The 24,691-nt window shown below is 44.1% G+C and carries 19 protein-coding genes; 7 read left to right on the top strand and 12 right to left on the bottom strand.

Translation table 11 applies throughout. The features are described 5' to 3' along the window. Positions 1–56: 56 nt before the first annotated feature. The 6 genes from L1D15_RS08995 to pspA all read right to left on the bottom strand — a co-directional run bounded on the left by L1D15_RS08995 (position 57) and on the right by pspA (position 6,869). Positions 57–3,158 carry an efflux RND transporter permease subunit gene (locus tag L1D15_RS08995; RefSeq protein ID WP_239875363.1) on the bottom strand — a complete coding sequence of 1,034 codons (3,102 nt, stop codon included), beginning with the start codon at positions 3,156–3,158 and terminating at the stop codon, positions 57–59. Next, the gene (locus L1D15_RS08990) at positions 3,151–4,236 is read right to left on the bottom strand and encodes an efflux RND transporter periplasmic adaptor subunit (protein WP_239875362.1); all 1,086 of its coding nucleotides are present in this window, start codon (positions 4,234–4,236) and stop codon (positions 3,151–3,153) included. Before L1D15_RS08990 ends, L1D15_RS08995 begins: the two co-directional genes overlap by 8 nt. A gap of 1 nt (position 4,237) precedes the next feature. Continuing rightward, a complete protein-coding gene (locus L1D15_RS08985; protein ID WP_239875361.1) occupies positions 4,238–5,269 on the bottom strand; it encodes an efflux RND transporter periplasmic adaptor subunit in 1,032 nt (343 codons plus the stop codon). A 134-nt stretch (positions 5,270–5,403) separates the two neighbouring features. After that, a complete protein-coding gene (gene pspC / locus L1D15_RS08980) occupies positions 5,404–5,793 on the bottom strand; it encodes an envelope stress response membrane protein PspC (RefSeq protein WP_239836691.1) in 390 nt (129 codons plus the stop codon). Further along, positions 5,786–6,019 (bottom strand): envelope stress response membrane protein PspB, encoded by a 234-nt coding sequence (gene pspB / locus L1D15_RS08975; RefSeq protein WP_239836692.1) that lies wholly within the window; start codon positions 6,017–6,019, stop codon positions 5,786–5,788. Before pspB ends, pspC begins: the two co-directional genes overlap by 8 nt. A 178-nt stretch (positions 6,020–6,197) precedes the next feature. Further along, positions 6,198–6,869: a phage shock protein PspA gene (pspA, locus tag L1D15_RS08970; protein WP_239836693.1), complete on the bottom strand. Its 672-nt coding sequence runs from the start codon at positions 6,867–6,869 to the stop codon at positions 6,198–6,200. 213 nt (positions 6,870–7,082) lie between these two features. Here pspA and pspF point away from each other — a divergent pair, with 213 nt between their 5' ends. From pspF to L1D15_RS08940, 6 genes are all read left to right on the top strand, one after another. Further along, positions 7,083–8,081: a phage shock protein operon transcriptional activator gene (gene pspF, locus L1D15_RS08965; protein WP_239875360.1), complete on the top strand. Its 999-nt coding sequence runs from the start codon at positions 7,083–7,085 to the stop codon at positions 8,079–8,081. Positions 8,082–8,190: 109 nt separating this feature from the next. After that, the gene (locus tag L1D15_RS08960) at positions 8,191–9,810 is read left to right on the top strand and encodes an ABC transporter substrate-binding protein (protein ID WP_239875359.1); all 1,620 of its coding nucleotides are present in this window, start codon (positions 8,191–8,193) and stop codon (positions 9,808–9,810) included. Next, on the top strand, positions 9,810–10,772 hold the full coding sequence (locus L1D15_RS08955) for an ABC transporter permease subunit (protein WP_239836696.1): 963 nt from the start codon (positions 9,810–9,812) through the stop codon (positions 10,770–10,772). The genes L1D15_RS08960 and L1D15_RS08955 overlap by 1 nt, the downstream gene beginning before the upstream one ends. Next, positions 10,759–11,646: a putrescine export ABC transporter permease SapC gene (gene sapC, locus L1D15_RS08950; RefSeq protein ID WP_239868172.1), complete on the top strand. Its 888-nt coding sequence runs from the start codon at positions 10,759–10,761 to the stop codon at positions 11,644–11,646. The genes L1D15_RS08955 and sapC overlap by 14 nt, the downstream gene beginning before the upstream one ends. Then, positions 11,646–12,644, top strand: coding sequence for an oligopeptide/dipeptide ABC transporter ATP-binding protein (locus L1D15_RS08945; RefSeq protein ID WP_239836698.1), 999 nt, complete (start codon positions 11,646–11,648; stop codon positions 12,642–12,644). Before sapC ends, L1D15_RS08945 begins: the two co-directional genes overlap by 1 nt. Further along, a complete protein-coding gene (locus L1D15_RS08940) occupies positions 12,641–13,426 on the top strand; it encodes an ATP-binding cassette domain-containing protein (RefSeq protein ID WP_239836699.1) in 786 nt (261 codons plus the stop codon). Before L1D15_RS08945 ends, L1D15_RS08940 begins: the two co-directional genes overlap by 4 nt. Positions 13,427–13,519: 93 nt before the next feature. On the opposite strand, the gene L1D15_RS08935 is transcribed toward L1D15_RS08940, so the two are convergent. Together L1D15_RS08935 and L1D15_RS08930 are read right to left on the bottom strand one after the other, a co-directional pair. After that, positions 13,520–13,909 (bottom strand): DUF2750 domain-containing protein, encoded by a 390-nt coding sequence (locus L1D15_RS08935; RefSeq protein WP_239875358.1) that lies wholly within the window; start codon positions 13,907–13,909, stop codon positions 13,520–13,522. Between the two features lie 70 nt (positions 13,910–13,979). Then, positions 13,980–14,885, bottom strand: coding sequence for a manganese-dependent inorganic pyrophosphatase (locus tag L1D15_RS08930; RefSeq protein WP_239875357.1), 906 nt, complete (start codon positions 14,883–14,885; stop codon positions 13,980–13,982). 183 nt (positions 14,886–15,068) lie between these two features. Here L1D15_RS08930 and L1D15_RS08925 point away from each other — a divergent pair, with 183 nt between their 5' ends. Beyond that, positions 15,069–16,280, top strand: a complete 1,212-nt coding sequence (locus L1D15_RS08925) for a putative manganese transporter (protein ID WP_239875356.1) — start codon at positions 15,069–15,071, stop codon at positions 16,278–16,280. Positions 16,281–16,355: 75 nt separating this feature from the next. On the opposite strand, the gene L1D15_RS08920 is transcribed toward L1D15_RS08925, so the two are convergent. From L1D15_RS08920 to L1D15_RS08905, 4 genes are all read right to left on the bottom strand, one after another. Further along, positions 16,356–17,444, bottom strand: coding sequence for a response regulator (locus tag L1D15_RS08920; protein ID WP_239875355.1), 1,089 nt, complete (start codon positions 17,442–17,444; stop codon positions 16,356–16,358). Positions 17,445–17,522: 78 nt separating this feature from the next. After that, on the bottom strand, positions 17,523–18,446 hold the full coding sequence (locus L1D15_RS08915; RefSeq protein WP_239875354.1) for a diguanylate cyclase: 924 nt from the start codon (positions 18,444–18,446) through the stop codon (positions 17,523–17,525). A 19-nt stretch (positions 18,447–18,465) separates the two neighbouring features. Next, on the bottom strand, positions 18,466–23,262 hold the full coding sequence (locus L1D15_RS08910; RefSeq protein WP_239875353.1) for a PAS domain S-box protein: 4,797 nt from the start codon (positions 23,260–23,262) through the stop codon (positions 18,466–18,468). Beyond that, entirely contained in the window at positions 23,259–24,464 is a 1,206-nt protein-coding gene (locus L1D15_RS08905) for an EAL domain-containing response regulator (RefSeq protein ID WP_239875352.1), read from the bottom strand. Before L1D15_RS08905 ends, L1D15_RS08910 begins: the two co-directional genes overlap by 4 nt. Positions 24,465–24,691 lie beyond the last annotated feature (227 nt).

Here is a 24,691-nt window from a genome sequence, read left to right as displayed (position 1 = left end):
CTCCTTTAAATAAAACACCCCTGACAAAGCCAGGGGTGTTTGCACTCTTATGTCAATCAGTTTGGCACTGTCACTTTGTGGAAGATACGATACAACACTGGCACGACAATAAGTGTCAGTACGGTCGCAAATCCCAAACCAAACATGATGGTAACCGCCATGGGTTTGAAGAAGATATCCGGTAACAGTGGGATCATGCCCAAAATAGTCGTGATTGCTGCCATGCAAACAGGTCGCACACGGCTTAGAGATGCCTCGACAACGGCTAAATATGGGTCTTTACCTGACTTCATTTCAATTTCAATCTGATCGAGCAATACGATGCCATTTTTCAGCAGCATGCCTGACAAGCTAAGAAAACCGAGTAATGCCATGAAACCAAATGGGGTATCCAAAACCAACAGCCCTGTTGTGACACCGATAATTGCCAGTGGCACTGTCAACCAGACGATGAGCGGCTCTTTAACAGTGTTGAACAAGAACACTGTGACTAAGAACATAAATAAATAGCCCATTGGCATGGTAGTGAACAGTGAGGCCTGCGCATCGCCAGAGGATTCATACTCCCCCCCCCACTCCAACGCATAACCAGATGGCAGTTCGATGGCTTCAATCAAAGGCTGTAAACGCTTTTGCAATGTCGAAGCCGTTTCCTCTCCCAACAAGTCAGGATCAGCCATAACCGTCAATATACGCTTACGATTCTTACGTACTATAATCGGGTCTTCCCAGTGCATGTCGTAGCCTAATGTCACTTGCTGCAAAGGGATATATTCACTTAACGCTGGGCTCCAAATTTTCATGCCCTCAATATTGCGAATATCGACACGCTCTTCTTCTGGCAATCGAGCAACAATTGGCATTAACGTTGTACCGTCACGATATACCCCGACTGATTTACCTGAGAAAGACATTGCAAGGAACTCGTCAACATCTGATTTAGTGATGCCGTAACGGCGAGCTTGTCCTTCGTTAAACTGCGGCTCTAACACTTTAGTACGTTCACGCCAATCATGGCGGATGTTCGTCGCTCCAGGGTCCGCATGCATGATATCTTCAATTTGTCTGGCAATCCCTCTAAGGATAGTTGGGTCAGACCCAATGATACGTGCCTCAATTTTAGCTCCGCCGCCAGGGCCGAGTTCAATTTGCTTGAGCTTGTAATTGATCTCTGGGAAATTGGCTTCAACATGCGCTCGAAAATTAGACATCAAATCCGCAAGTTGCTCATAATTCTCGACTCGAGTGGTGATTTCACCATAGGCAGCGTAGCTTTTCTCTGGCGCATAAGTCAGCATGAAACGTTGCAAACCTTTACCTGCTGTCGTAGTAATATGCTCAACTCCGTCTTGATCTGACAGCCAAGATTCCAAAGCTTTAAGTTTGGTGTTGGTTGCACGAATATCGGTCCCTTCTGGTAACCAGATATCGGCTTGGAACATGGGCGTTGTTGACGATGGGAAAAACGACTGCTTAACGAAAGTAAAGCCATAGATACTTGCCGCAAGACCAACAATCATAACCACAACCGTTAGCCAAGCCCGTTTCATACAAAACTCTAGAAACCCCTTGTATAGCACAAAGATCATGCCGTTGTAGGGGTCACTGCCTTCGCTACCCCCTTTGATTTTTTGCCCTTTAAAGAAGATATCAGCAAAAAAAGGCGTCAACGAAATCGCAGTAAACCAACTGAGCATGAGTGAGATTAATAGTACCGTGAACAAAGTGCCACAATACTCACCTGTCGCATCTTCTGACAATCCAATAGGGGCAAAGGCAGTCACGGCGATAACGGTAGCACCAAGCAATGGCCATTTAGTCTGAGTCACGATATCAGTCGCCGCCTGCATTCTTGTTCGGCCTTTCTGGGTCCCGATGAGTATTCCTTCAACCACTACAATCGCATTGTCCACCAGCATGCCGAGCGCAATCACCAATGCTCCCAACGAGATGCGTTGCAGGTCGATTGCAAAGTACTTCATAAAGATAAATGTGCCCAACACGGTAAGGAGCAGAATCAAGCCAATAAGTAAGCCGGAGCGTAGCCCCATAAAGAACAGTAAAACGATAATAACGATCGCTACCGCTTGCCCCAAACTAACGACAAAGCCACTCACTGATTTGTCGACTTCTTTTGGCTGACTGTAGATTTCAGAGATCCCAACTCCCACAGGTTGTTGGTACTTTAGTTCGGCAAGGCGACGGGCAAAGCGCTTACCTACCTCAACCACGTTAACGCCTTGCGCAAAAGAAACACCGAGATTGAGCGCTAACTTGCCATTAAAAGTAATAATATTGTCCGGTACGTCGATGTAACCGCGTTTGATTTCCGCAACGTCACGCAGATAAATTAATCCTTGGGCACCACTTTCAGTAATGATCAAGTCTCCTAGCTGGTCAACATTCTGGAACTCACCCGTTGGTTGGATACGGATGTACTCATCACCGATCCGAATTGCACCGGCATCCGAGACCACATTTTGAGTTGAGAGCAAATTAAACACGGTATTAGGAGCCAAACCTAAACTACTCAAACGCTTCATCGAAATCTCAATGAAGACTTGCTCTTGTTGCTGGCCAGAAACAGAGACTTTACTGACCCCCTCTACCAACTCTAATTCACGCCTCAAATAGTCAACATAATCGAGTAACTCCTTGTAACTGTAACCTTCTCCTGTGACGGCAAGTAAAATACCGTAAACATCACCAAAATCGTCAATGACCTTTGGCTCATTCACTCCGGGAGGAAACTGACCTTTAAGGTCATTGACCTTACGGCGTAATTCATCCCAAATCTGCGGTAAATCATCAGGACCATAGTTATTTTTCATGGTCACGGTAATTTGAGATAAACCTCGGCTGGAGATCGAATTAACTTCATCAACATAAGTCAGTTGCTGAATGGCCTTTTCGATTGGGTAAGTCACTTCTTCCTCGACTTGCTGAGGTGTCGCCCCTGGATAGGATGTCACCACCATGGCATCTTTGATCGTGAAAGCAGGGTCTTCGAGGCGGCCTAAACCAAAGAAAGCGGCCACACCACCAATCAAGAAAATTAATGAAATCATCCAACTGATGACACGGTTGCGAATGAAATATGCAGCGATACCAGTCACATCTTGGTCTTTCTGAGACAGTGGGTTATTTTGATCACTCATTGCCTGCCTCCTGCTTTACGATTTCCACTTTCATCCCTTCTCTTAATCGGGAAATTCCCGCCACGACAACTTTTTGTTTGCTCTCAAGCCCCTCTAGGATTTGCAACGCTTCTTTCGTCATTTTGCCAATCGTCACAGCTTGTTTGGCAACAGTATTATCATCGTTTAGCACCCAAACAAACCTGTTAAGTCGGTCAATCTCATCACCATCTGCATTGAATACCGCTTCTATAGGAACCAAAACACCAGTATTCAAATTCAGACCAATATCATTACTTTTGGACGTAACTTCAACGGCCATACCGTCAAGGATGAACTCTTCTTCAGGCATAGGAAGTGACAAAGTTACGGTAAACGTCCTTGTGGCTGGGTCAGGTTCAGTCGTAAATTCTTTAATTGAGGCCGAGTATTCGTTACCACTTGGTACTTTAACCAGAGCCTCAATACGCGATAGGGTTTCTTGATCCGGCTGGTTGACGTATAGACGATCTGGCAACTGTATGAGCACTTCAACACTATCGAGACTATGAATATTCACGATTTGCTGACCGACTTGAATGTTTTCAAATTGCTCGACATTCACTCGGGAAATGATGCCATCGACAGGCGCCAGCAACTTAGTGAAAGATAGCCTCAACTGCGCTAACTTCAGCTCTGAGTAGGCTATCTGACGATTGGCGGCAATCTCATCAAATTGCGACTTGGCCAGCAGGCCTTTATCGACAAGAGGCTTAGAACGTCTATATTGGCTATCGATAACACTAAACTTTGCCGATGCGTTATCAACATCAAGCTCGTAATCTGTCGGATCCAGCTTCGCAAGCACATCGCCTTTTTTTACCTGATCGCCTTCTTTAACGTTGAGCTCACTGATTTCACCCGCTACCCGAAAACTTAAATGAGAGCGCTCAGCGGCATTGGCGACTGCAGGGAAATATAAGTGCTCCTTTGGGATACCACTGTCTATTTCTATGATTTTGACTTTAGGGGGACCAAAGTCAACGTATTCACTATCACCACCGCAGCCTACAAGAATGGCAGCTGTTGAGAGCACGATGAGGCTAATCCATTGCTTCATATTACAATCCTCGCTCCTTGATCCACTCCCTCACTTTGGTCCCGGGTTCAATGCCACTGACACCAGAAATGATGATCTGATCACCATCATTTAAACCACTTTTAACTTCACGCTTGTTGTTCAACACAATGGAAGCTTTTTCCACTACGCCATTGTGTGCTACACGCCAAACACAAGTTTTTCCATTTTCGTTAAATATTGCTGCATTAGGAATCCGTGTCGCTCCTTCTGAATCAATTTTGACATGCACCTCCCCCGCCATACCCGGCAAAATTCCGGTATCTGTTGGGCGTGCCATGACCATGGTGACCTTGTAAGAGCCCGTTTTAGGATCGGCCTCCGTATCTACTTCCTGAAAAGTCAGCTCATAGCGGCTATCAGGAAAAGCATCAAATCTCATAGTTGCAGTCAGGTTGATGCCGCTTGCAAAGCGATTCAACAGGTGGTCAGGGAGCTGGAATTGTACTTTCATTAACTGATTCGTCTGAATATTCATTACACCTTGCTTAGCAGCAATGTATTCGTAGTTATCAGCCGTAATCAGTGAAATCGTGCCATCATAAGGTGCGACCAACTTGGTATAACGAAGATTGGCACGGGCTTGTTCTAATGTGGCTTTGGCAGAGTTAAGGTTCGCCTTAGCTTGATCAAAATCTTGCTCTGAAACTACCTTATCAACACGCAGTTTTTTATAACGTTCAAACTGAACATCCGCGAGGCGGTACTGCGCTTCTGCCTGCTTAGCCAATAAGGAATATTCATCTGGGTTTAGGGAGGCAAGGACTTCACCTTTGCTCACAGGTTGGCCCGAAAGGACATCGATAGACTGAAGTTGTCCGGGTACTCGGAAAGCTAAAATCGCTTTATCACCAGCTTCGGATGTGGCGGGAAAATGTCTTTCAAACTGTGCGTTGCCAACCGAAACGGTAAAGAGTTTTGCTGGTCTGGATTCGGGTTCAGGAACAGGAGGGAGCTCCTTACCACAGCCACCTAATGTTGCAGCTATGGCGAGAAGCACAAAATTCTTGTGCATAGTCAAACATCCATTTGTCACTTTTAGTTACAAAGATAGATGAATGATTACGCGACTGCCAGACACATACCAGTAAATTATTATTAAAATTAATAATTTGCTAACAAAACATAGTGGCAGTTCTCATTATCGAACTATAAACTTTTAAACTCTCGATCAACTTTAAACGTATCGGAGGTGACATACGCCTCTAGGCCACGAATTTGATTTTCAAGGCCATCAAAATCTTTCTCAAGCGTTTCTAGCAATGCCCCAGGAGCCTGACCTTGTTGCCATGGTTTACTTTTCAACTTGTGTTCCTGCTCCATTTTAAGAGATTCAACATAATTAGCAGGTTGTTTTTCAAGCATGAAAGTCATCGCGATATAGGCCAACAACACCAAGAAGCTGCCACCAAGAAGTGCAGCAGAGATCACTAAGATTCGAATCAACCAAACTTCAGTACCAAAGTAATTAGCTAAGCCTGCACAAACACCTGAAATCTTACCATTAACGGTATCGCGGTACAGCTCTCGCTTATTCATATCGGCGTCTCCAGTTAGGGGTTTCAGCATCAAGAATACGCTCTAACGTGTCCACACGCTTTTGCATCTGTTCTGCTTTTTCTGATAAGGTTTGTAATCTCTGGAAATCATCTTCTGATAGACCACTTGCCGTTTTCTTCTTGCTACGATAATGAAGTATTAACCATAGTGGAGCGACGAAAATCAGAAAGACAATCAGTGGTCCTGCAATAAGAAATGACGACATAAATGACTCCTAATAAATAGACAACAGTTTCACACGAGTACACCTCTACTCTGCCGCAAGCTGTTATAAAATCAATTAAATAAAACTAAGAACTTCGAAAATATTGGAAAAACCATAAATTGGTTTTAATGAGGTCAGGTGCGACCCACCTGACCTGTGCACCTTCAGATCTCGACTTTTATGACTTTTTTTCGTTCATCTGTTTTTTCAAATTTTCAAGCTCTTGTTCAATCTCGTCTTGCGCTTGCAGCTCAGCAAATTCCTGATCTAAGGATTTCGAATTACCGGACTTAGCATATACATCTGCTTCTGCTTCCAGTTCATCTATCTTACGAGTGTATTGCTCGAACTTTGCCATTGCTTCAGATGTACGCGCCGTATGTAAATGCTTTTGCACATCACGTCGGTTCGAAGCCGCTTGAGAACGAATAGCAAGTGCTTGCTGCTTAGCACGTGTTTCGGTGATTTTACTTTCAAGCTTACTGATTTCGCCGGTGAGCTTTTCAATCGTTTCTTCCACTAATGTTTGCTCAGTATGCAAACCTTTCAACATATCTTGCAGTTTTTGCTTTTCAATTAAAGCTGCACGAGCCAAATCCTCACGCTGCTTGGTCAGAGCTAGTGTAGCTTTCTCTTGCCAATCGCTAATTTGGCCTTCAAGAGATTCAACTTTACGTGCCAACTCTTTTTTATCAGCAATCGCCTTGGCCGAATTCGTACGAACTTCGACTAATGTATCTTCCATTTCCTGAATAATAAGACGAATCATTTTTTCAGGATCTTCCGCTTTATCTAATAAGGCACTAATGTTTGAGTTTACGATGTCGGCAAAACGAGAAAAAATACCCATATTTAACTCCTTATCCTGTAATCAATCACATTATCGCGACTTGGTTACATCTGATGTTCATTGTAGGTTTCACTTACTTATTCAATAACCAAGATACGTGCCAACTTATAAATAAATACAAAACAAACACTTACGAAAACTACCATTGTAATTCGAACTTATCTATGATGAATTTAGCTAACAATAGGTAAATTTCACCATTGGAGTGTTTTCATGCAACAAAATCTCATTGGCGAGTCACCAGCTTTCCTGACGATACTAGACAAGGTCTCCAAACTCGCATCCATAGAACGTCCTATTCTGATCATTGGTGAACGAGGGACAGGTAAAGAACTGATTGCTCAACGCCTCCATTACCTATCAAAACGTTGGGATCAGCCACTAATTTCCCTCAATTGCTCTACCTTGAGCGAAGGCCTGATCGACTCAGAGTTATTCGGCCATGAGCAAGGCGCTTTTACTGGTTCAAAAGGACGTCACAAGGGGCGCTTTGAACGAGCTGAAAATGGCACCCTCTTTCTCGATGAGCTCGCCACCGCTCCATTGCTGGTGCAGGAAAAGCTATTACGAGTGATTGAATACGGCCAATATGAACGCGTTGGTGGGCACCAATTGCTTAACGCCAATGTGCGGCTGATCTGCGCGACTAACGCCGATCTGCCGACAATGGCTGAGGACGGTGAGTTTCGAGCAGATCTGCTTGACAGGCTTGCTTTCGATGTCATTCATTTACCTCCACTTCGAGAACGCCAAGAAGACATTCTGCTGTTAGCGGAATATTACGCCATCAAGATGTGTCGAGAGTTGAACTTTGACTACTTCGTTGGTTTCTCTCCTGATGCTCAGCAAGCACTGCTTGACTATCAATGGCCCGGAAACGTCCGTGAACTTAAAAATGTGATAGAAAGGGCGGTTTATCAGCACGGGCAGCAAGATGAGCCAATCAACCAATTGATATTCGACCCGTTTGCAACGCAATGGCAAACAGAACCTGAGCCAGTTTCTCTTCAATCACAACCATTACCAGACCAACCAACCTTTCATTTTCCAATGGACTACAAAGCGTGGCAGGAAAGCCAAGATATTCGCCTGCTGAAAGCGGCCCTTGAAGAGAGCAAATTTAACCAACGGAAGGCAGCCGATATGCTTGGCCTGAGCTATCATCAGCTAAGAGGGATGATCAGAAAGTACGACCTCTCGAATCTTTCCTGAGTGCGTATAGGTTATTTTAAAAACCATAAACTAATAATGGTAAATTACTGAGATATTAAGGCATAATGGGGAGTTCTATTATGCTTTGTCTCTGGCAATTGTTCTTTCTATGAAAGCATTCATTCAACTGACATTAAGTATCTTCAGCATTACCTTGCTTACAGGCTGTGGTGAAGAGCTTGATCACAATAAAATTCGCCAAAGTGGTTTCGTCTACTGTGGCCAAGGCGGTCCAACCAGCTTTAACCCTCAATTGGTTGATAGCGGCATTACGTCTGAAACTCTTAGCCCTCAGCTATTTGATACTTTGCTGACGCTAGACTCGAACAATTTCAAACCTATTGCCAACCTTGCGACCAGCTGGTCCGTTAACAAAGCTGGCACAGAATATACGTTTAACCTGCGCAAAGACGCCCAATTCCAAAATACCGCTTGGTTTACGCCTAGCCGAGCCATGAATGCTGAAGATGTAGTGTTCAGCTTCCGTCGAATCATCGACAATTCCCATCCTTATCATTATGTTGGAAGTGGCCTCTACCCTTGGTTTAGCGGGATCGATTTTCAAAACCTACTCGTTGATGTTCGGGCTATCTCACCATATCAAGTCCGTTTCACCCTAAGCCGACCAGACAATACGTTTCTGTCCAATATCGCCACTAGCCATGCAGTTATCCACTCTGCAGAGTACGCTAGCCAACTTACGCTGAGCGATAACAAAGCCATGCTCGACAGCCACCCTGTTGGAACCGGTCCATTTTATCTTGATGATTATCAGGTCAATGACCTCGTCAGGCTCAAACGTCACAATGGGTACTGGAAAGGCAAACCTAAGATGGCTCAAGTGGTATTTGATATTTCTCACCGAGGTACAGGCACTTTAGCCAAGCTACTTCGTAATGAGTGTGATGTACTCAACTCGCCATTATCGAGTCAGATCCCCATTATTAAACAACAAAGCGATATTAAACTAATGGCTAAACCCGCGATGAATATTTCATTCATTGCCGTCAATACCACTCACCCAGCACTTAATGACCCTAGAGTTCGTAAAGCTCTTAACTACGCCATTAATCGCCAAAACATTCTCGAATCCGTTTACTACGGCACCGGTAGTCAGGCCTACTCGGTGCTCCCTCCCAGCTCTTGGGCATATCTCAAAGACAGTGTGCAAATTCGTTACGACCGTAATTACGCGATTGCGTTAATTAAAGAAGCAGGATTCGATAAAGGGCTGGAGTTAACCATGTCAGTCCCTCTTGAGCCACGTGCTTACAACCCAAGCCCTCGTAAAACGGCTGAGCTCATCCAAGCAAACTTAGCAGATATCGGCATTACACTTAACCTACTGACAGATGATCGCTATGATCGCACTGACGTCGCCAGCAACACCAACATCGATCTGTACCTTACAGGCTGGATTGCCAATACAGGTGACCCAGATAATTTCCTCCGACCATTACTATCGTGTGATTCAAAACGAGTGGGCTTGAATGTCTCCAGCTGGTGTAATGCTGATTTCGATTTCCTACTCGACCTTGCACTGGAAGTCGATAAGCCACGTTACCGTCTTAACTTGTATAAACAGGCACAAAACATTCTCAACGAAGAATTTCCGGTGATTCCACTTAGCCATGGTATGCAGTTCCAAGCTTATGATGCTTCATTACAAGGGTTCAAAGTGAGTCCATTTAACGCACAACCTTTTGATGCGGTAGAGAGGGTCAAATAATGTTTCTCTATACTGTTCGACGTATCAACCTTTTTATCATCACATTACTTATCCTAACCATGGTAGGCTTTAGCCTGCTTAGGCTTGACCCAAATTCTCCTTGGACCGTTCAAGATTTCTGGCCGGGTTGGATGACTTATATTGGCGAGCTGATGCACCTCAACTTTGGGATGACAAAAAGTGGAGTTCCAATCGCAGATGAACTCGCTGTTGTTTTCCCTGCAACGTTGGAATTATGTTTGATTGCTTTTGCCCTTTCTCTCCTGATCGGGATCCCAGTTGGCACGCTCGCCGGTATGAAGCAAGGCAAGTGGATTGACACAGCCATTTCCTTTACCTCAATGTCCGGTTATTCCGCACCGATTTTTTGGGTCGCACTTCTCATGATCATGGCATTCTCACTGCATTTCGAGCTATTCCCAGTCGCTGGCCGTTATGACCTACTCTATGAAATTGATCATGTCACGGGTTTTGCCATCGTGGATGCATTCTTTGCGCGTGGCGAGTATCGCGCTCATGCACTACAAAGTGTTTTAGAGCACTTGATACTACCTTGTTTAGTGTTGGCGCTTGCTCCAACCACTCAAGTTATTGGTTTAATGCGTACTTCGGTTGCCGAAGTCATGGGGCAAAACTATATTCGAGCCGCTCGCATCAAAGGTCTATCGACGCACAAAATCGTCACTCAACACGTGCTGAGAAATGCGATACCGCCGATTATCCCTAAGATAGGCGTTCAGCTATCCAGTATGTTGACTCTAGCTATCATTACAGAATCGATCTTTAACTGGCCGGGTATTGGTCGCTGGTTACTCGACGCACTTTCCAATCAGGATTATGTTTCTATTCAGGCTGGTGTTATTGTTGTCGCCACCTTAGTGTTGACGGCGAATATTCTTTCAGATTTGGTTGGCGCTATGGTCAATCCGTTAGTAAGGAAAGAGTGGTATGCTAACCGATAACATCTATCAGGAAGAACAAATCCCGACGCAATTCGAGCGTTTCTGGCGCAGCTATCGTGCAAACGGCTTAGCCATGTTCGGTTTATGGTGCCTTGTTTTTATTGTTGTCGTCACTTTAGCTTCTCCTTGGCTGACTCCTCATGACCCTCAAGCCCAGACGGGGGAACTGCTTGTCCCTCCCTCTTGGAACCCGGCAGGCACAGTCGAATATTTTCTCGGTACTGATGACCTAGGTCGAGATATCCTATCTCGGATTATTGAGGGATCACAGTTAACGTTCGGCGCTGCTGTTATCATCACACTCATTGCAACAATTGTGGGTTGTTTGATTGGTATTTTAGCTGGCATGACCAAAGGATTGTTATCAAGTACACTCAACCATTTACTTGACACCGTCATGTCGATTCCATCGCTTCTCCTCGCGATTATTTTTGTCGCTTTCTTGGGGTTTGGCGAGTTTAATATTCTACTTGCGATATGCCTCGCTTTGATCCCAAGATTCGTCCGCTCAGTCTATATCGCTGTGCATACTGAAGTTGAAAAAGACTACATTATGGCTGCTCGCCTTGATGGTGCGAACGACTTTTATCTGCTCTGGAACTCCATTCTTCCCAATATTTTGGTTGTGATTGCTTCTGAGGTAACCCTCGCTCTGTCAATCGCGATTTTGGATATTACTGCACTGGGCTTCCTTGGTTTAGGCGCACAAGCCCCAAGCACTGAGTGGGGTGCGATTCTTGGTGACTCTGTTGAATTAATCTATTTAGCACCTTGGACAGTGACGCTTCCTGGCCTTGCCATCATGTTCATCGTGATTGTCATTAATTTGGTGGGTGAAGGCGTTCGTCAGGCACTTAACGCGGGGATCGAATAATGCCGTTACTAGATATTCGCCACCTAACGATTGAGATTGAAACTCCGCAAGGCCTGATGAAGGCAGTGGATCGCATGAGTCTAACCATGAACGAAGGAGAAATTCGTGGATTGGTAGGAGAATCTGGCTCAGGTAAGAGTTTGGTAGCCAAAGCCATCGTTGGAGTCTGTAAGGAAAACTGGAAGATAACAGCAGACCGAATGCGCCTTGGCAATGTGGATTTACTGCAGTTAACCCCTAAAGAGCGTCGCAGAGTCATCGCTCGTGATATTGCGATGATCTTTCAAGAGCCTTCAACGTGTCTGGATCCTTCGGAAGAAGTCGGACGCCAATTGATAGAGTCCATCCCCGCTCATTCTTTTACCGGAAAGTGGTGGGAGCGCTTTAAATGGCGTAAGAAACAAGCGGTTGCTCTACTTCATAAAGTAGGGATCAGAAACCACGAACAAATCATGTCAAGCTATCCGTATGAGCTGACGGATGGCGAATGTCAAAAGATCATGATTGCGATGGCCATCGCCGCTAAGCCTAAGCTTCTGATTGCCGATGAACCGACCAACGATCTCGACCCAATCACTCAATCCCAAATCCTACGACTTCTTAGTCGTATGAATCAGATCAACAACACGTCGATCATGCTCATCGGCCATGACTTGACAACCATTACCCAGTGGGCAACGCGGATTACCGTCATGTACTGTGGCCAGTCTGTAGAGTCAGCGGACACTAAAAAGATTCTTGCCAAGCCAAAGCACCCTTATACCGTTGCTTTACTTAAAGCTATGCCCGATTTCGGTGAATGGATTCCTCATAAAGAGAAACTCCAGTCTCTCCCAGGTAGTATTCCGCCACTGCAGCATCTACCCATTGGTTGTAGACTTGGCCCCCGTTGTCCTTATGCTCAAAGGCAGTGCGTAGAAATGCCAATCACCAGACGAGTCAAAAATCACAAATTTGCCTGCCACTTCCCTCTGAATATGGAGAAGAAGAAAGCATGAGTGCGCTACTAGAAGTTAATGGCCTAAGTAAAGAGTTTGTCACTCGCTCAGGCTTGTTTCGCAAAAAAATCCACCATGCCGTTAAACCTGTCAGCTTTACATTAGAAGCCGGGCAAACCATTGGTTTTATTGGTCAAAACGGTTCAGGAAAGTCGACATTAGCTCGCATGCTTGCGGGAATGATCGAGCCAACCAGTGGTGAAATACGGGTCAATGGCGAACTTTTGGAACACAAAGATTACTCGACTCGTTGCAAATTGATCAGGATGATATTTCAAGACCCGAATACGTCACTCAATCCACGTATTCAGATTGGCCGCATTCTTGAAAGTCCTTTGAAACGAAATACCAGTATGACACCTGAAGCACGTATGAAGCGCGTTAAAGATGTTTTGCTTAGGGTCGGACTGCTTCCAGAGCACGCTTATTTTTACCCTCAGATGCTAGCTGCAGGCCAAAAGCAGCGCATATGCTTGGCTCGTGCGTTGATTCTACAACCTTCGATTATTATCGCTGATGAAGCACTAAATGGTTTAGACATGGCCATGCGTTCTCAGATTATTAATTTATTCTTAGAATTGCAGGAAGAGATGGGCGTATCGTTTATCTATGTTTCCCAACACTTAGGGGTTGTCAAACACATTACTGACAAGGTGATGGTTATGCATGATGGAGAGGTAGTGGAAGCAGGTGAAACACAGCAAGTGTTAACCTGCCCAGACAACATCATTACTCAACGCATGGTGGAAAGTCACTTCAACAAAGCAACCTGTTTCAAATAATAATCCCATCTGCCAAGGCTGCAATGGGATCATACACTGTTTTTGACTTAGCCATACGATAGTGACATCTCTTGGGAAAAGATGCCCTTAGGTTTAGCGTTTCTTTTGGTGCTTTTTCAGTTCAAATTCGAACTCATCAGGGTACAGAACTAGCCCTTCTTCGCTTTGATTAGGAAACACGACAATAGACAACTCATCGTCTTCAAGTCCGTAGGTCCAACGACTAAACCATTTTGCGGTCGATATAGCCTCCGCTTTGCAGTGCTCCCAATCACCTGTAGCCCATTGATTGGCAAATTCTTCATGGGGCCAAACCGGTATACAATCTTCATCTTCTGTATTAAGCATCACGCAGCCATGCTCATCGGTCAGAATCCAGACTTGTCTGTTTTTGGCAATTTCTTTCACCGTGTAACTGAATCGCTCGTCTTCACGCATTTTTAGCACAGAGTCTATCTGTTGTTGTGAAAGTGGTTCTGGCATTTTCTTACTCCTCAAATAAAACGCCCACGGAAGTCCGTGGGCGTCGAATTTTGTTAATGAACCGGCGAAATTAAGCCAATTCAGTCTGAAGCCAAGGCCAACCTTGCTTCTTACGGCTTAGCGTGTTTTCCATCATCAGCATGCCGTCTTGCTCGTGCTGAGTCAGTTTCTCTGCCCACTCACCTTTGTATAGTAGACGAGTTTGAGCTGTAGTGATGTCAGTTAGCATTACTGCAGCAAAGGCTAGGTTTTCTTCAGCGCAGCGGCGTTCTAGATCAGACTCCAGCGCTTCAATCATACCGTCAACTTGCTCTAGAGTAGCCAGTTCAACCTGACCGACAACAACATCGCGACCGTTAAATGGGTAGCCTTTCAGATCTTTTTCTACAAGCTCAGCCGCAGAAAGACCTTCGATGTTTGTTTTTGCGATAAGAAGATCCTTGATGAAAGCGTCAACATCACATACGTCTGCAATTTTCGCTAGCTCTTCAACGGCATCTTTATCTTTCTGTGTGCAAGTTGGAGAAGCAAAGCCGACGGTGTCAGACAGGATAGCCGACATCATTAGCTTAGCAATTTGCGGTGAGATTTCATGACCTTCAATTTTGAACATGTTGAATAGAACAGTGTTGGTACAACCAACAGGCCAGATCCATGCTTCCATAGGGTTTACGGTCATGACATCACCAAGACGGTGATGGTCAACAATACCTAAAATTTCAGCTTCAGCCACGTCATCCGGTGCTTGCGCTAGATCTGAGTAGTCAACCAACCAAATTTTTTCACCCGCAACAGAAGTACGAAGTTCAGGTACTTCTGCGCCCGCGACTTCAAGAATGTGCTGTGTTTCACGGTTAATTTCACCTTGGCGAATTGGCATTGCTTCAAAGCCACGAGCCTTGAGCAGCTCAGTTGCTACCAATGCACTACAGATGCTATCACTATCAGGGTTCTTGTGACCTACAACTAGAATCATCTTTTTTCCTATTACGACTTACATAGGCCCATATTGGGCAATTACTCACAAAGGCCGATACTTTACCTGAATTTTGAAATTTGTCATGAGTTAGCAAAAAGAAAAGTGTAAATCACAACTTTTAGTTGCAAATAATTCTCATTAAAATATATTGATAATTATTCTCATTTGTATTTTGGTATTATGAATTCGATTAGGCTTTTAGCGGCTTTACCCCATTGGCTGTCTTTCTCTCAGTTCCAACCAGCTTACAAACGCCTTTTATTACCCGTCGTTTTGCTGGCTTTAGTGCTTAACGAAGCAACCCGAGAGGTCACAGTTTCAACGTTGTCTGATGCCTTTTGGGCAGTGTCAGCCTACGTTGCTTTTACTTTGATCATCTACCACTATATGTCCCTATGGATGAACAAAGAGAGCAAGCTGGTTAACTTATACCAGAGCTCACGTAGCTATCAGGTTTTCTTTGCTTCTTTACTGGGTGCACTTCCCGGATGCGGTGGTGCCATCATAGTCACGACACAATTCGTTAGTGGACGAGTCGGGTTTGGTGCTATTGTCGCGGTGTTAACCTCTACGATGGGGGATGCTGCGTTTCTTCTGTTAGCCAGTAAACCTGACATAGGTTTGGCCGTTGTTGCACTGGGCATTGTGGTAGGCTCGGTCTCTGGATGGGTTGTCAACGCTATCCATCAAGACGACTTCTTAAGACCAACCGTTACATCAGCATTAGCTGAAAAATTCTGCTGCCGTTCTGATCATAGTCAGCAGTCCCACTTTGAAAAGAAGGCCATCAATCTCCAAGGTGCCTTTTGGCAATGGCTAATCGTACCAGCAACATTTGTTGCCGTACTAGGCTCGTTTCAAGTGGATATCAACGCGCTTCTTTCTCTTCCTACAGCGAGTATTGAATGGCTAGGGACAGGGCTTATCATTCTTAGCATGTTACTTTGGTCCTTAACCAAAGAAATCAAAGATTATGAGTCAACAGTATCGGAAGATAAAAAAACCGTTTCTTCACATCCCCTGCAGAAAGCGGCGCAAGATACTAACTTCGTAACTGCATGGGTTGTTCTCGCTTTTATGACCTTTGAACTCATAGCCTACTTTGGTCACATTAACTTAGCGGAGACTTTTTCCGGTTGGGGTGCGTGGATGCCTTTGCTCGGGGTCGCTGTCGGTATGCTACCAGGATGTGGGCCTCAAATCTTAGTCACCAGTCTCTACATTTCAGGCGCGGTGCCTTTATCTGCACAATTAGCGAATGCGATATCCAATGATGGCGATGCGCTATTTCCTGCTATCGCATTGGCCCCTAAAGCGGCACTAGTTGCGACTGTTTACTCTGCGATTCCAGCCCTAGTTGTGGGTTACAGTTACTACCTAGTATTCGAGTGACAACGTTAAGTCTGCGCACAAATGAGTTTGCATAAAATTGATGGCTTCTATCGTTTAATAACTGGTTCAGGTGGCCTATTTTAACGCATTCGCGATTTTCGCAAGAAGGATATCAGCTTTCGTCGGTTTCACAACATAATCGACAGCACCCAGGCTGATACTGGATTTAATGATGTCTTTATCAGAGTGACTGGTTAGCATGATAATTGGTATGTGCTTAATAGTCTCAACCTTTTTCACTGCGTCTAACGTTGCTAAACCATCCATGATCGGCATATCTATATCGAGAAGTATGAGCTCTGGTTTCATGACTTTTGCTTTCATGAGAGCTTCGACACCATTACTTGCGCTTTCGACTTTATAGCCCTTTGGCTCTAAAATTGAGGATATGATTTTTAGCATCACAGGCTGATCATCAGCAACAACGATCAACGGCCCTTTAGATAAAGTCTGAGGCTTTGAGGCGTCCAGAGAGCTGGAAATCTTATTCAGCATTTCTGCACTGTTATTGCGATATTTTTCTAGATCATCACGAAATTCCTTAATAGAGAATTGGCTGAGTGTCGTTCTTTGTACAGATTCCGGCATTGAGCGCACAATATTAGTAAATGCTTTTTCCCACTCAATGGCTGGCACTCGAGCCAATAGCTCATTAAGCGACTTAGTCACCTGTTCAAACTCACTATCTTGCTGAGTTGATGTCTCCTGTACCTGCGTTTGCAAAGCGTCTATCGACTCAATACTGCTATTAATGCTCTCTTCCATCTTAAGATTATCTTGTTCAACTTGTTGGAGCTCTACTTTGGTCGCCAAGTGCTGCGCTAGTCGACGCAATGTCAGGATAACCTTGTTGGTGTCATAAATTGGCTTGATCGTTTCATAGCTATAGAACAGTTCCTTAACGCATAGGTCATATGCTTCCTGACGATAAGATTTATTGCACATTAATAGATCGTATTTAGGAATGTGTGCTTGATGTTGAAGAGCACCATGCTCATTGAGTAACTTGGAAAGGGTTGCCGCTTCTTTAGGGCTTTCAAAAGCATAGATAGAAATAATGCTTAAGTGTGGCTGCTTAAGCGACTGCACAAACTTGGCTTGTTCTTTCTCAATATTAATGGGTGACACATTATCGAACAATATTGACGCAACAGGCTTTACCATATCTAGTATTTCTTTCGAATTATAGAATATGTAAATACTGGTTTGCGAAACATCCATGTCACCCCCTAACTCTTTCTTTTAACTCGATCGTGCACTTTTTATTGCACTCATTACCGTCGCATCTAGCTTATCTGTATAGTTGTGTTTCTCAGAGCCAATTTGAGCGACAACACTCGCCTCGGTTAATTCCCTTTCCAGTGTATCCAGACAAAGTTGAAACTGCTTATTTGAGCTATTCGCTAACAAAATCGTAAATATGTTATCACTAAGCCGGGCGATAACCCCCTCATCAGTGACTGATGAATTAATGATAGATGTAACAATAGTCAGTAACTGTTGATATTCATCTCCCTTTTCTTTACCAGGCAAGGTCACATCCAGAGCCACAATATACAGAGGAGTCCCCACTGCACGAACATTACTCTCTTCCTTCTCCAAGTATATTGACCACCCTAATCGGTTTAAAAAACCCGTTTGGTTATCTTTTAATGGTTCAGGTAAAAAACTAATTTGCTTACGAGATAAAGCTATATTTTGCAGTTCTAACTGCAACAGGCTTGAGAGTAGTTTAGAGACTAATTCAACGGTTTCTTTACCATCCGCAGGGGCTCTTCCCGATGGTACTGTATCAATCGCACATAAGGTGCCAAACAGATCGCCATTGGCAAAACAGACAGGGATTCCAACATATGACTTAATTTTTTCCGCTCTATAAATAGGCGCTTCAACATAGGATGGAATGTCATCGACATCAGGAGCCCACCTAGGCCCTTCACCTTTTACCATACGACTGCACATAGAGTCATTCCAATTAATGACCGTCAATTCGTCGATTTGATACCCATCTCCTTCAACCTGTAATATAACCCACTCATCTCCATTTTTACGCGTCATCATCCAAGCCCCATACCCATACTTATTTCTAAGATATTTCAGCGTACTACGACTCGCCTCAGAAAATGTCGCAAAAGGTGTTTGATCCATCACGTGTAGGTTTAACAAAGTACCTCCTTGCCATCGGCTAGATGATTTTATCGCGCTCTAACTGCTGCTGTATTTTCTCCATCATATCGACCACTTCTTTTATCGCTTGCTCGACGTGTTCAATATCATGGCTGTTTTTTTCTATAGAACGAAAGATCTCACTCAGTAATAAAGCCCCACTGGAAGCTGCGGCCCCCTTCGCACCATGAGACAAACTCTTAACTTGTGATAAGTCGTTCTCTTGGCAGGCTACTTGCATTTTCTCGATATCCTGCGACACACTTTCCCAAAACATCGATAAAACAGCTCGAGTCATTTCTTCATCTCGGCTACCGATCACTTCACTGAGGTGATTTAAGTCGATCAATGGCTTCGAGTCATTTTCAGGTAAATCAAGAGTTTTGACTGGTTCAGCAAGTTGGTTCTCACTGTCACCTTTCGGCTTGCGTAGTGATTTGCCACGTAAACGAAGTGCTAATACTTTCCTTAGGGTAGAAAGCTCTACAGGCTTGGGAATATAGTCATCCATTCCCGCTTCTAAACAATGTTCCGCTTCACCGACCAAAGCATTGGCAGTAATGGCAATGATCAGAGTCCTTTCACTGACCATTTCCGACTCAATACGGCGAATTTCTGAAGTCAGTTCAAAGCCATCCATTTCCGGCATATGGCAATCTGTTAACACTAGCGCATAGTCATTTGATTGCCATTTTTCAAGCGCCTCACGCCCGTTGTCCACCATATCAAAGCGATAACCTAACTTAGTAAGCTGCTGCGCCAATACCATCTGATTGGTTGGTTGATCCTCTGCGCATAGGATTGTGATATCTTGATTATTCACCCAATCAATTTCGCTGTTATCGGTGCTCTCAGCTGTAATCGCTTCGCTCCAATCAAAATCTGGGCTTTCTTGACCGGTCAAGATGGCTAGACCGATCACTAGCTCACTGGGCTTGAGTGGGTGTGTACCAACACCATACTTATCCGGCGCTATGTATCCCCCTTTTGCTGCCGGATTATCACTGAGTATCAGCGAACGCCCTTGAGCCACATTGGCGATATCATCGTCGGTTAAATAGACCGCTTTATGCTCTTCCCAAGTAAACGATGACTGAACATCAACAATAATATCTCGTGTCTCGAAGCTGCTTAGAATTTCAGCACATATGTGCTTGAGGTTGGCATTTTCAATGTCTAAAACCAACGTTATCGTAGAGAAATCAAAACGACCAAATACTGAGTGGGTACGGCATGGCGCAGCAGGAATCGTAAACGAAAATTTGCTTCCTTCACCAATACGGCTTTCGACATCAATATTACCCCCCATTAGATCAATGAAGGATTTAGTAATGCTAAGACCAAGCCCTGTACCACCAAACTTTCTTGTGGTTGAGCTGTCAGCTTGTGTAAATGGCTTAAACAGCTTCAATTGCTGCTCTTCTGTCATACCCACGCCATTATCTTCTACCGAGATCGAGAGAAGCTGCTGTGCATTATCATAGCTCGTCGCCACTTTGACTAAGCCCGATTTATCTTTGCACTGACTAAACTTGACGGCATTGCCAAGCAGATTAAGGATAATTTGGCGAGTTCTAACTGGATCTATAAGTATAAATTCTGGAATTTGGCTCTCGTATGTCATAAACACATCAACGCCTTTCTGATTAGCGCTTAACCACAGCGCCTCCAGTGTTTTTTCTATCAGATAAAGAGGATTAGTTTCCGTCGGATCTAACTCCATCTGCCCCGATTCGATTTTCGAGAAATCGAGAATGTCGTTAATGATTTCCAGTAAGGAGAAGGACGAATCACGAATGGTGCTCACCATTCTCCCTTGATCGTAGTCGAGAGCAGTTTCTTTTAGAAGGTCTACCATGCCTATAACACCATTCATCGGCGTACGTATTTCATGGCTCATCGTGGCGAGGAAGCGAGATTTGGCTTCATTCGCTTGTTTTGCGGCAATACTCTCTTTCTCGAGAGCGGCCTGAACTTCTCTCTCTTCTGTGATATCGAGGTTAATACCAAAGACATGACGTAAATTAGAGTCTTTATCGACAACTACATCCCCAGCGGCCTTAACCCAATGCATTGTGCCTGTAGCCTGATTAATGATTCGAAACTCTGCGTTATATACATCACCGTCTTCAACCGCACGATTAAAGCTTGTTACTGCACTTTCACGGTCATCAGGGTGTATGCTTTGTTCCCAATCGGGATAGGACACTGGCTTATTGGGTTCAATACCATATAGGCGATACATGCCTTCATCCCAGCGCAGTGCCTGTGACTGAATGTCTAACGACCAGTTACAGATACCGCCAGCGTCAGAGGCTAAACGCATTCCTCGTAATAACTCGTCTCGTACAGCTTTTGCAGAGCGAAGCTCTTTTTCTATCCGTTTTCGGTTAGAGATATCTTCAACAACAGCCACAAAATATTTGGGTACTGTGTCATCCTCGCAAACGATGGACACTGAAATAGTCGCCCAGAACTCTGACCCCGATTTACTTAAGTAGAGCTTATCGATAGTGAACGATCGCTTGTCGTTTCCGATTAGTTGCCCTACCAAATGTTGGCTCTTTTCGCGGTATTCAGGATGAGTCACATCGAGATAGCTCATCTCTAATAGTTCAGGTTCACTGTAACCGAAGATCTCACACATCTTATCGTTGACTTCGATAAAGTTGCCATCAAGATCCACTCGGCAAATACCAACCGCCGCTTGGTTGAATGCTGCGCGGTAGACCAGTTCACGCTCACGTAATTCCGACTGTAGTCTCTTCTCTCGCTGTTTGGTTTCTTCTTGTAATGTAATGTCTTTGACTACGCCAACAAAAACCTGAGCATCTCCCAACCAAGTTTCCCCAACAGAAACCTCGATAGGAAATACACGTCCAGATTTATGTAACCCTTCTACTTGGCGTGGTGTCCCGATGAGTTTTTTATTTCCAGTTAACAAGTACTTAGAAATGAACCCGTCATGGACATCAGCATAGTGTGGAGGCATAAGAATGCTGACATTTTCACCAACCAACTCCTCTCTGATTCGACCAAAAATCATTTCAAGCGAGCGGTTAACATCAACGATAATGCCTTTATTATCAATCACCACCGTACCATCGAGCGCAGTATCAAAAACCGTACGTAGGCGACTTTCAGAATCACGAGCTTGCTGGGTTCTTCGGGCAACTTCATCCTCAAGCTTAATTTTCGCTTGATCCTCAATCCTCTTAATTTCAGTAATATCCGTCTGAACACCAATGTAATGAGTGAGTTCGCCATCATCATTAAATACAGGGTCGATACGTAAATTGTTATAGAACAAGGTACCGTCTTTTTTGTAGTTCTTTAGCACTACCGAACAAGATACTTTATTGGCTATTGCATACCTGAGTTTCTCAATATCTGGTTGCTCGGTATCATTACCTTGCAGGAATCGGCAATTGCGACCGATGACTTCATCTCGTGTATACCCAGTAAGATCTTCAAACGCTTTATTAGTAAATATGATTGGTGAGTCAGGCAACCGTACATCTGCAACCGTAATACCCGTTGCTGTCGAATCGATTGCGCGGCTTTGGATTTCTAATTGAAAACGCTGTTCATCCGTTTCTTTGGTTAGCTTAGCTCGCTCCACAACGATTTCTTTGAGGTTTTTCAACTCAGAAACCATTTTAGCAATTTCATCTTTTCCGGATATTTCCGGTAAAGTCACATCCTTCTCTCCATGTGCTAAGCTGTTGATTGCTTTAGATAATTCATTCAGCGGTCTGGCGATTCTTTTCCCAAGATAAAACGCGACTAAGATGATGAGCGTCAATAATAAACCCGCCAGCGCAAAAGAGCTTTTGTATAGACTTTCCGAATCCGCGAATGCCTCGCTGACTTCAACACGTATTAACGCGGACCAACCTAAACCTGGGTAGTCATAAGCGCCATTGGTGTAGGCGTATCCTGTCACCTGATCGACTTGTTTCCGAAAATGGGTAGACACATTTGAGCCACTCAGCCCTGACACCGCCAGTCTTGCCCCCTCAACACCATTGGTTGCTAAGTTTAACTGGCTCAGAACGTCGAAATCCCTTTCATAGACAGCTTCACTTTGTCCTACCGGATCGTAGTCAACAATTATCCGGCCCTTGTTATCAAGTATCGTTAACTCAGAACTTAAGAAACCACGTTTCGATAACAGGTCGTATGTATCAGAGACAATGGCCTCTACAGCTTTAAAATCAACCACATTTACCCAAAGGCCCGCCGGCTCTCCAGCTCGGTCTAAAATTAGCGTGGCAAAAACCATATCGTAAGAATTAGGGTTGTCATCGATCAAATATCGTTCAGGCCCAAAAACATAACTACTTCTTGGGCTGTCTGGGGCTAATGTGATTCCAGAAATGGCTTCCGAAAACCACTGGGTCTCTCTTACCTCTCGTGCGGTACGTGTGAGATTAGGTAACGTTTTTCCAAATTCATTCTCTGTATTACTAGCAAGAATATTACCTTCGTAATCGAAAATAAGTATCCGCCTATAAACTTTATAATTTTGTACAAAATTATTAAGGTTTTCAGCCATCAAAGAACTGGTTGCCACGTAGTCTAACTGCTCTTTATCTACCACACCTAACGACATAGGAAACGCTTGAGCATCGTGGTAGCGCTCAAATAAGTTACGCTCAATAAGGCGGATAAGCAGCGCCGCTTCCCTTTCAATATTCGTGAACGTCGTCTCTTGTAGAATGTCTTTACCTTTCCAAGATGTCAGAGTCACCGCTCCCAACATCAACACTCCAAAAACAAAAAACAGTAACGGTAGTTTGGTAGAAAACTTCATGAGCGATCCTCATAAATGCTATTTGAGCGCTTCATATAAGCAAGGATGTAGCTCAGTTCGTCCGGCTTAGAATACAAGTAGCCTTGGGCAATATTGCAACCGATAGACACTAAGAATTCTTCAACTTCACGATTTTCGACCCCTTCGGCTACAACACTCATACCCATTGCTTTACCCATCCGAACACTTTGCTCCAAGATTGCTTGAGACTTGGTGTTTGTTAAGCAGTCGAGCACAAAGCGCTTGTCTACTTTAAGTTCATTGAAAGGTATAGAGTGAAGCTGAGCAATAGAAGAATAGCCTGTACCAAAGTCATCGATTGAAAGATTAAACTTAAGTAGCCTTAGCCGAAGCAATTGCGTGTTAATAGCCGCCTGATCATGAGTCAGCGCTGTTTCGGTTAACTCACATAAAATGCTTTCTTGCGGAATTTGATATTCATTTGCAACCTGGTCCAGCCAGCTAGTAAAACCTTGGTCTTCCAAAACTTTTGCCGATATATTGAGGGAAAATGTAATGTCTTGAAGAGATTGGAAATGTTTGGCTATATCAGAAAAGGCTGCTCGAATAATGGTTTTGGTGAGTGATAAAATGAGGTCTAAATTCTTTTCTGCTACGGGAATAAAACTGTCAGGAGGGATAATATTATCATCTTCATCCACAACACGAGCCAAAACTTCTAAGCCACAGACCCGACCCGTTTCCAACTCTATCTGGGGTTGAAAGAATGCCCTCACGCAACCCATATCAATAAAGTGTTGAACCGATGCCGCACTCAAAACCGGGGGAGGACGATTGTTGATTCTTGATATTGTTGACTTTTCGACCTGTGACATCAAATCTTTCACCGTAGTAAAAGAGATGGGTTTCTTCAAACTACCTAAAATGTCGAGCTTGTAAAGACGGGCTAGGTTCGAAGATGAAGATAACACTTCTTCTTCCTCGCCACTGATTAAAATCACACTGCCACTGAAATGGATTTCGCCTAAGTATCGCAACACCTCAAAGCCATCTTCAACTGGCATATTTAAGTCACAAAAGATGATATCAATATCGTGCTCGACTGCGAGTTGTTTGGCTTCTTTTCCATCACATGCTTCTAGCACATCCTGATAATCGAGATTTTGTAAGCAGAGCTTCAGGGTGTGCCTCACTACTTTTTGATCATCTGCAATAAGCGTTATTTTTTTGCCGTGAGCCACCTTCACTCCGACCTCCTCATAACTCAACAACCTCATTTCGTCTTACGCTACAACTTCTTACCAACAAAAGTAGCAACATAAAAGCCCTTTTAAGAAGAGTAGTTTATATACGCGATAACGAAAGAAACGATCGATAAAGATGATATTTACAACAAAAAAACCGTAAGGCGTACTTACGGTTTAGTCAGGGGAGATGTTGAGATGAGTATACTTATAAGATTAGGTTT

The sequence above is a fragment of the Vibrio sp. Isolate25 genome (assembly GCF_022398025.1).
Classification (GTDB): Bacteria; Pseudomonadota; Gammaproteobacteria; order Enterobacterales; family Vibrionaceae; genus Vibrio; species Vibrio coralliilyticus_A.
This window is presented reverse-complemented; position numbering and strand designations above follow the sequence as displayed.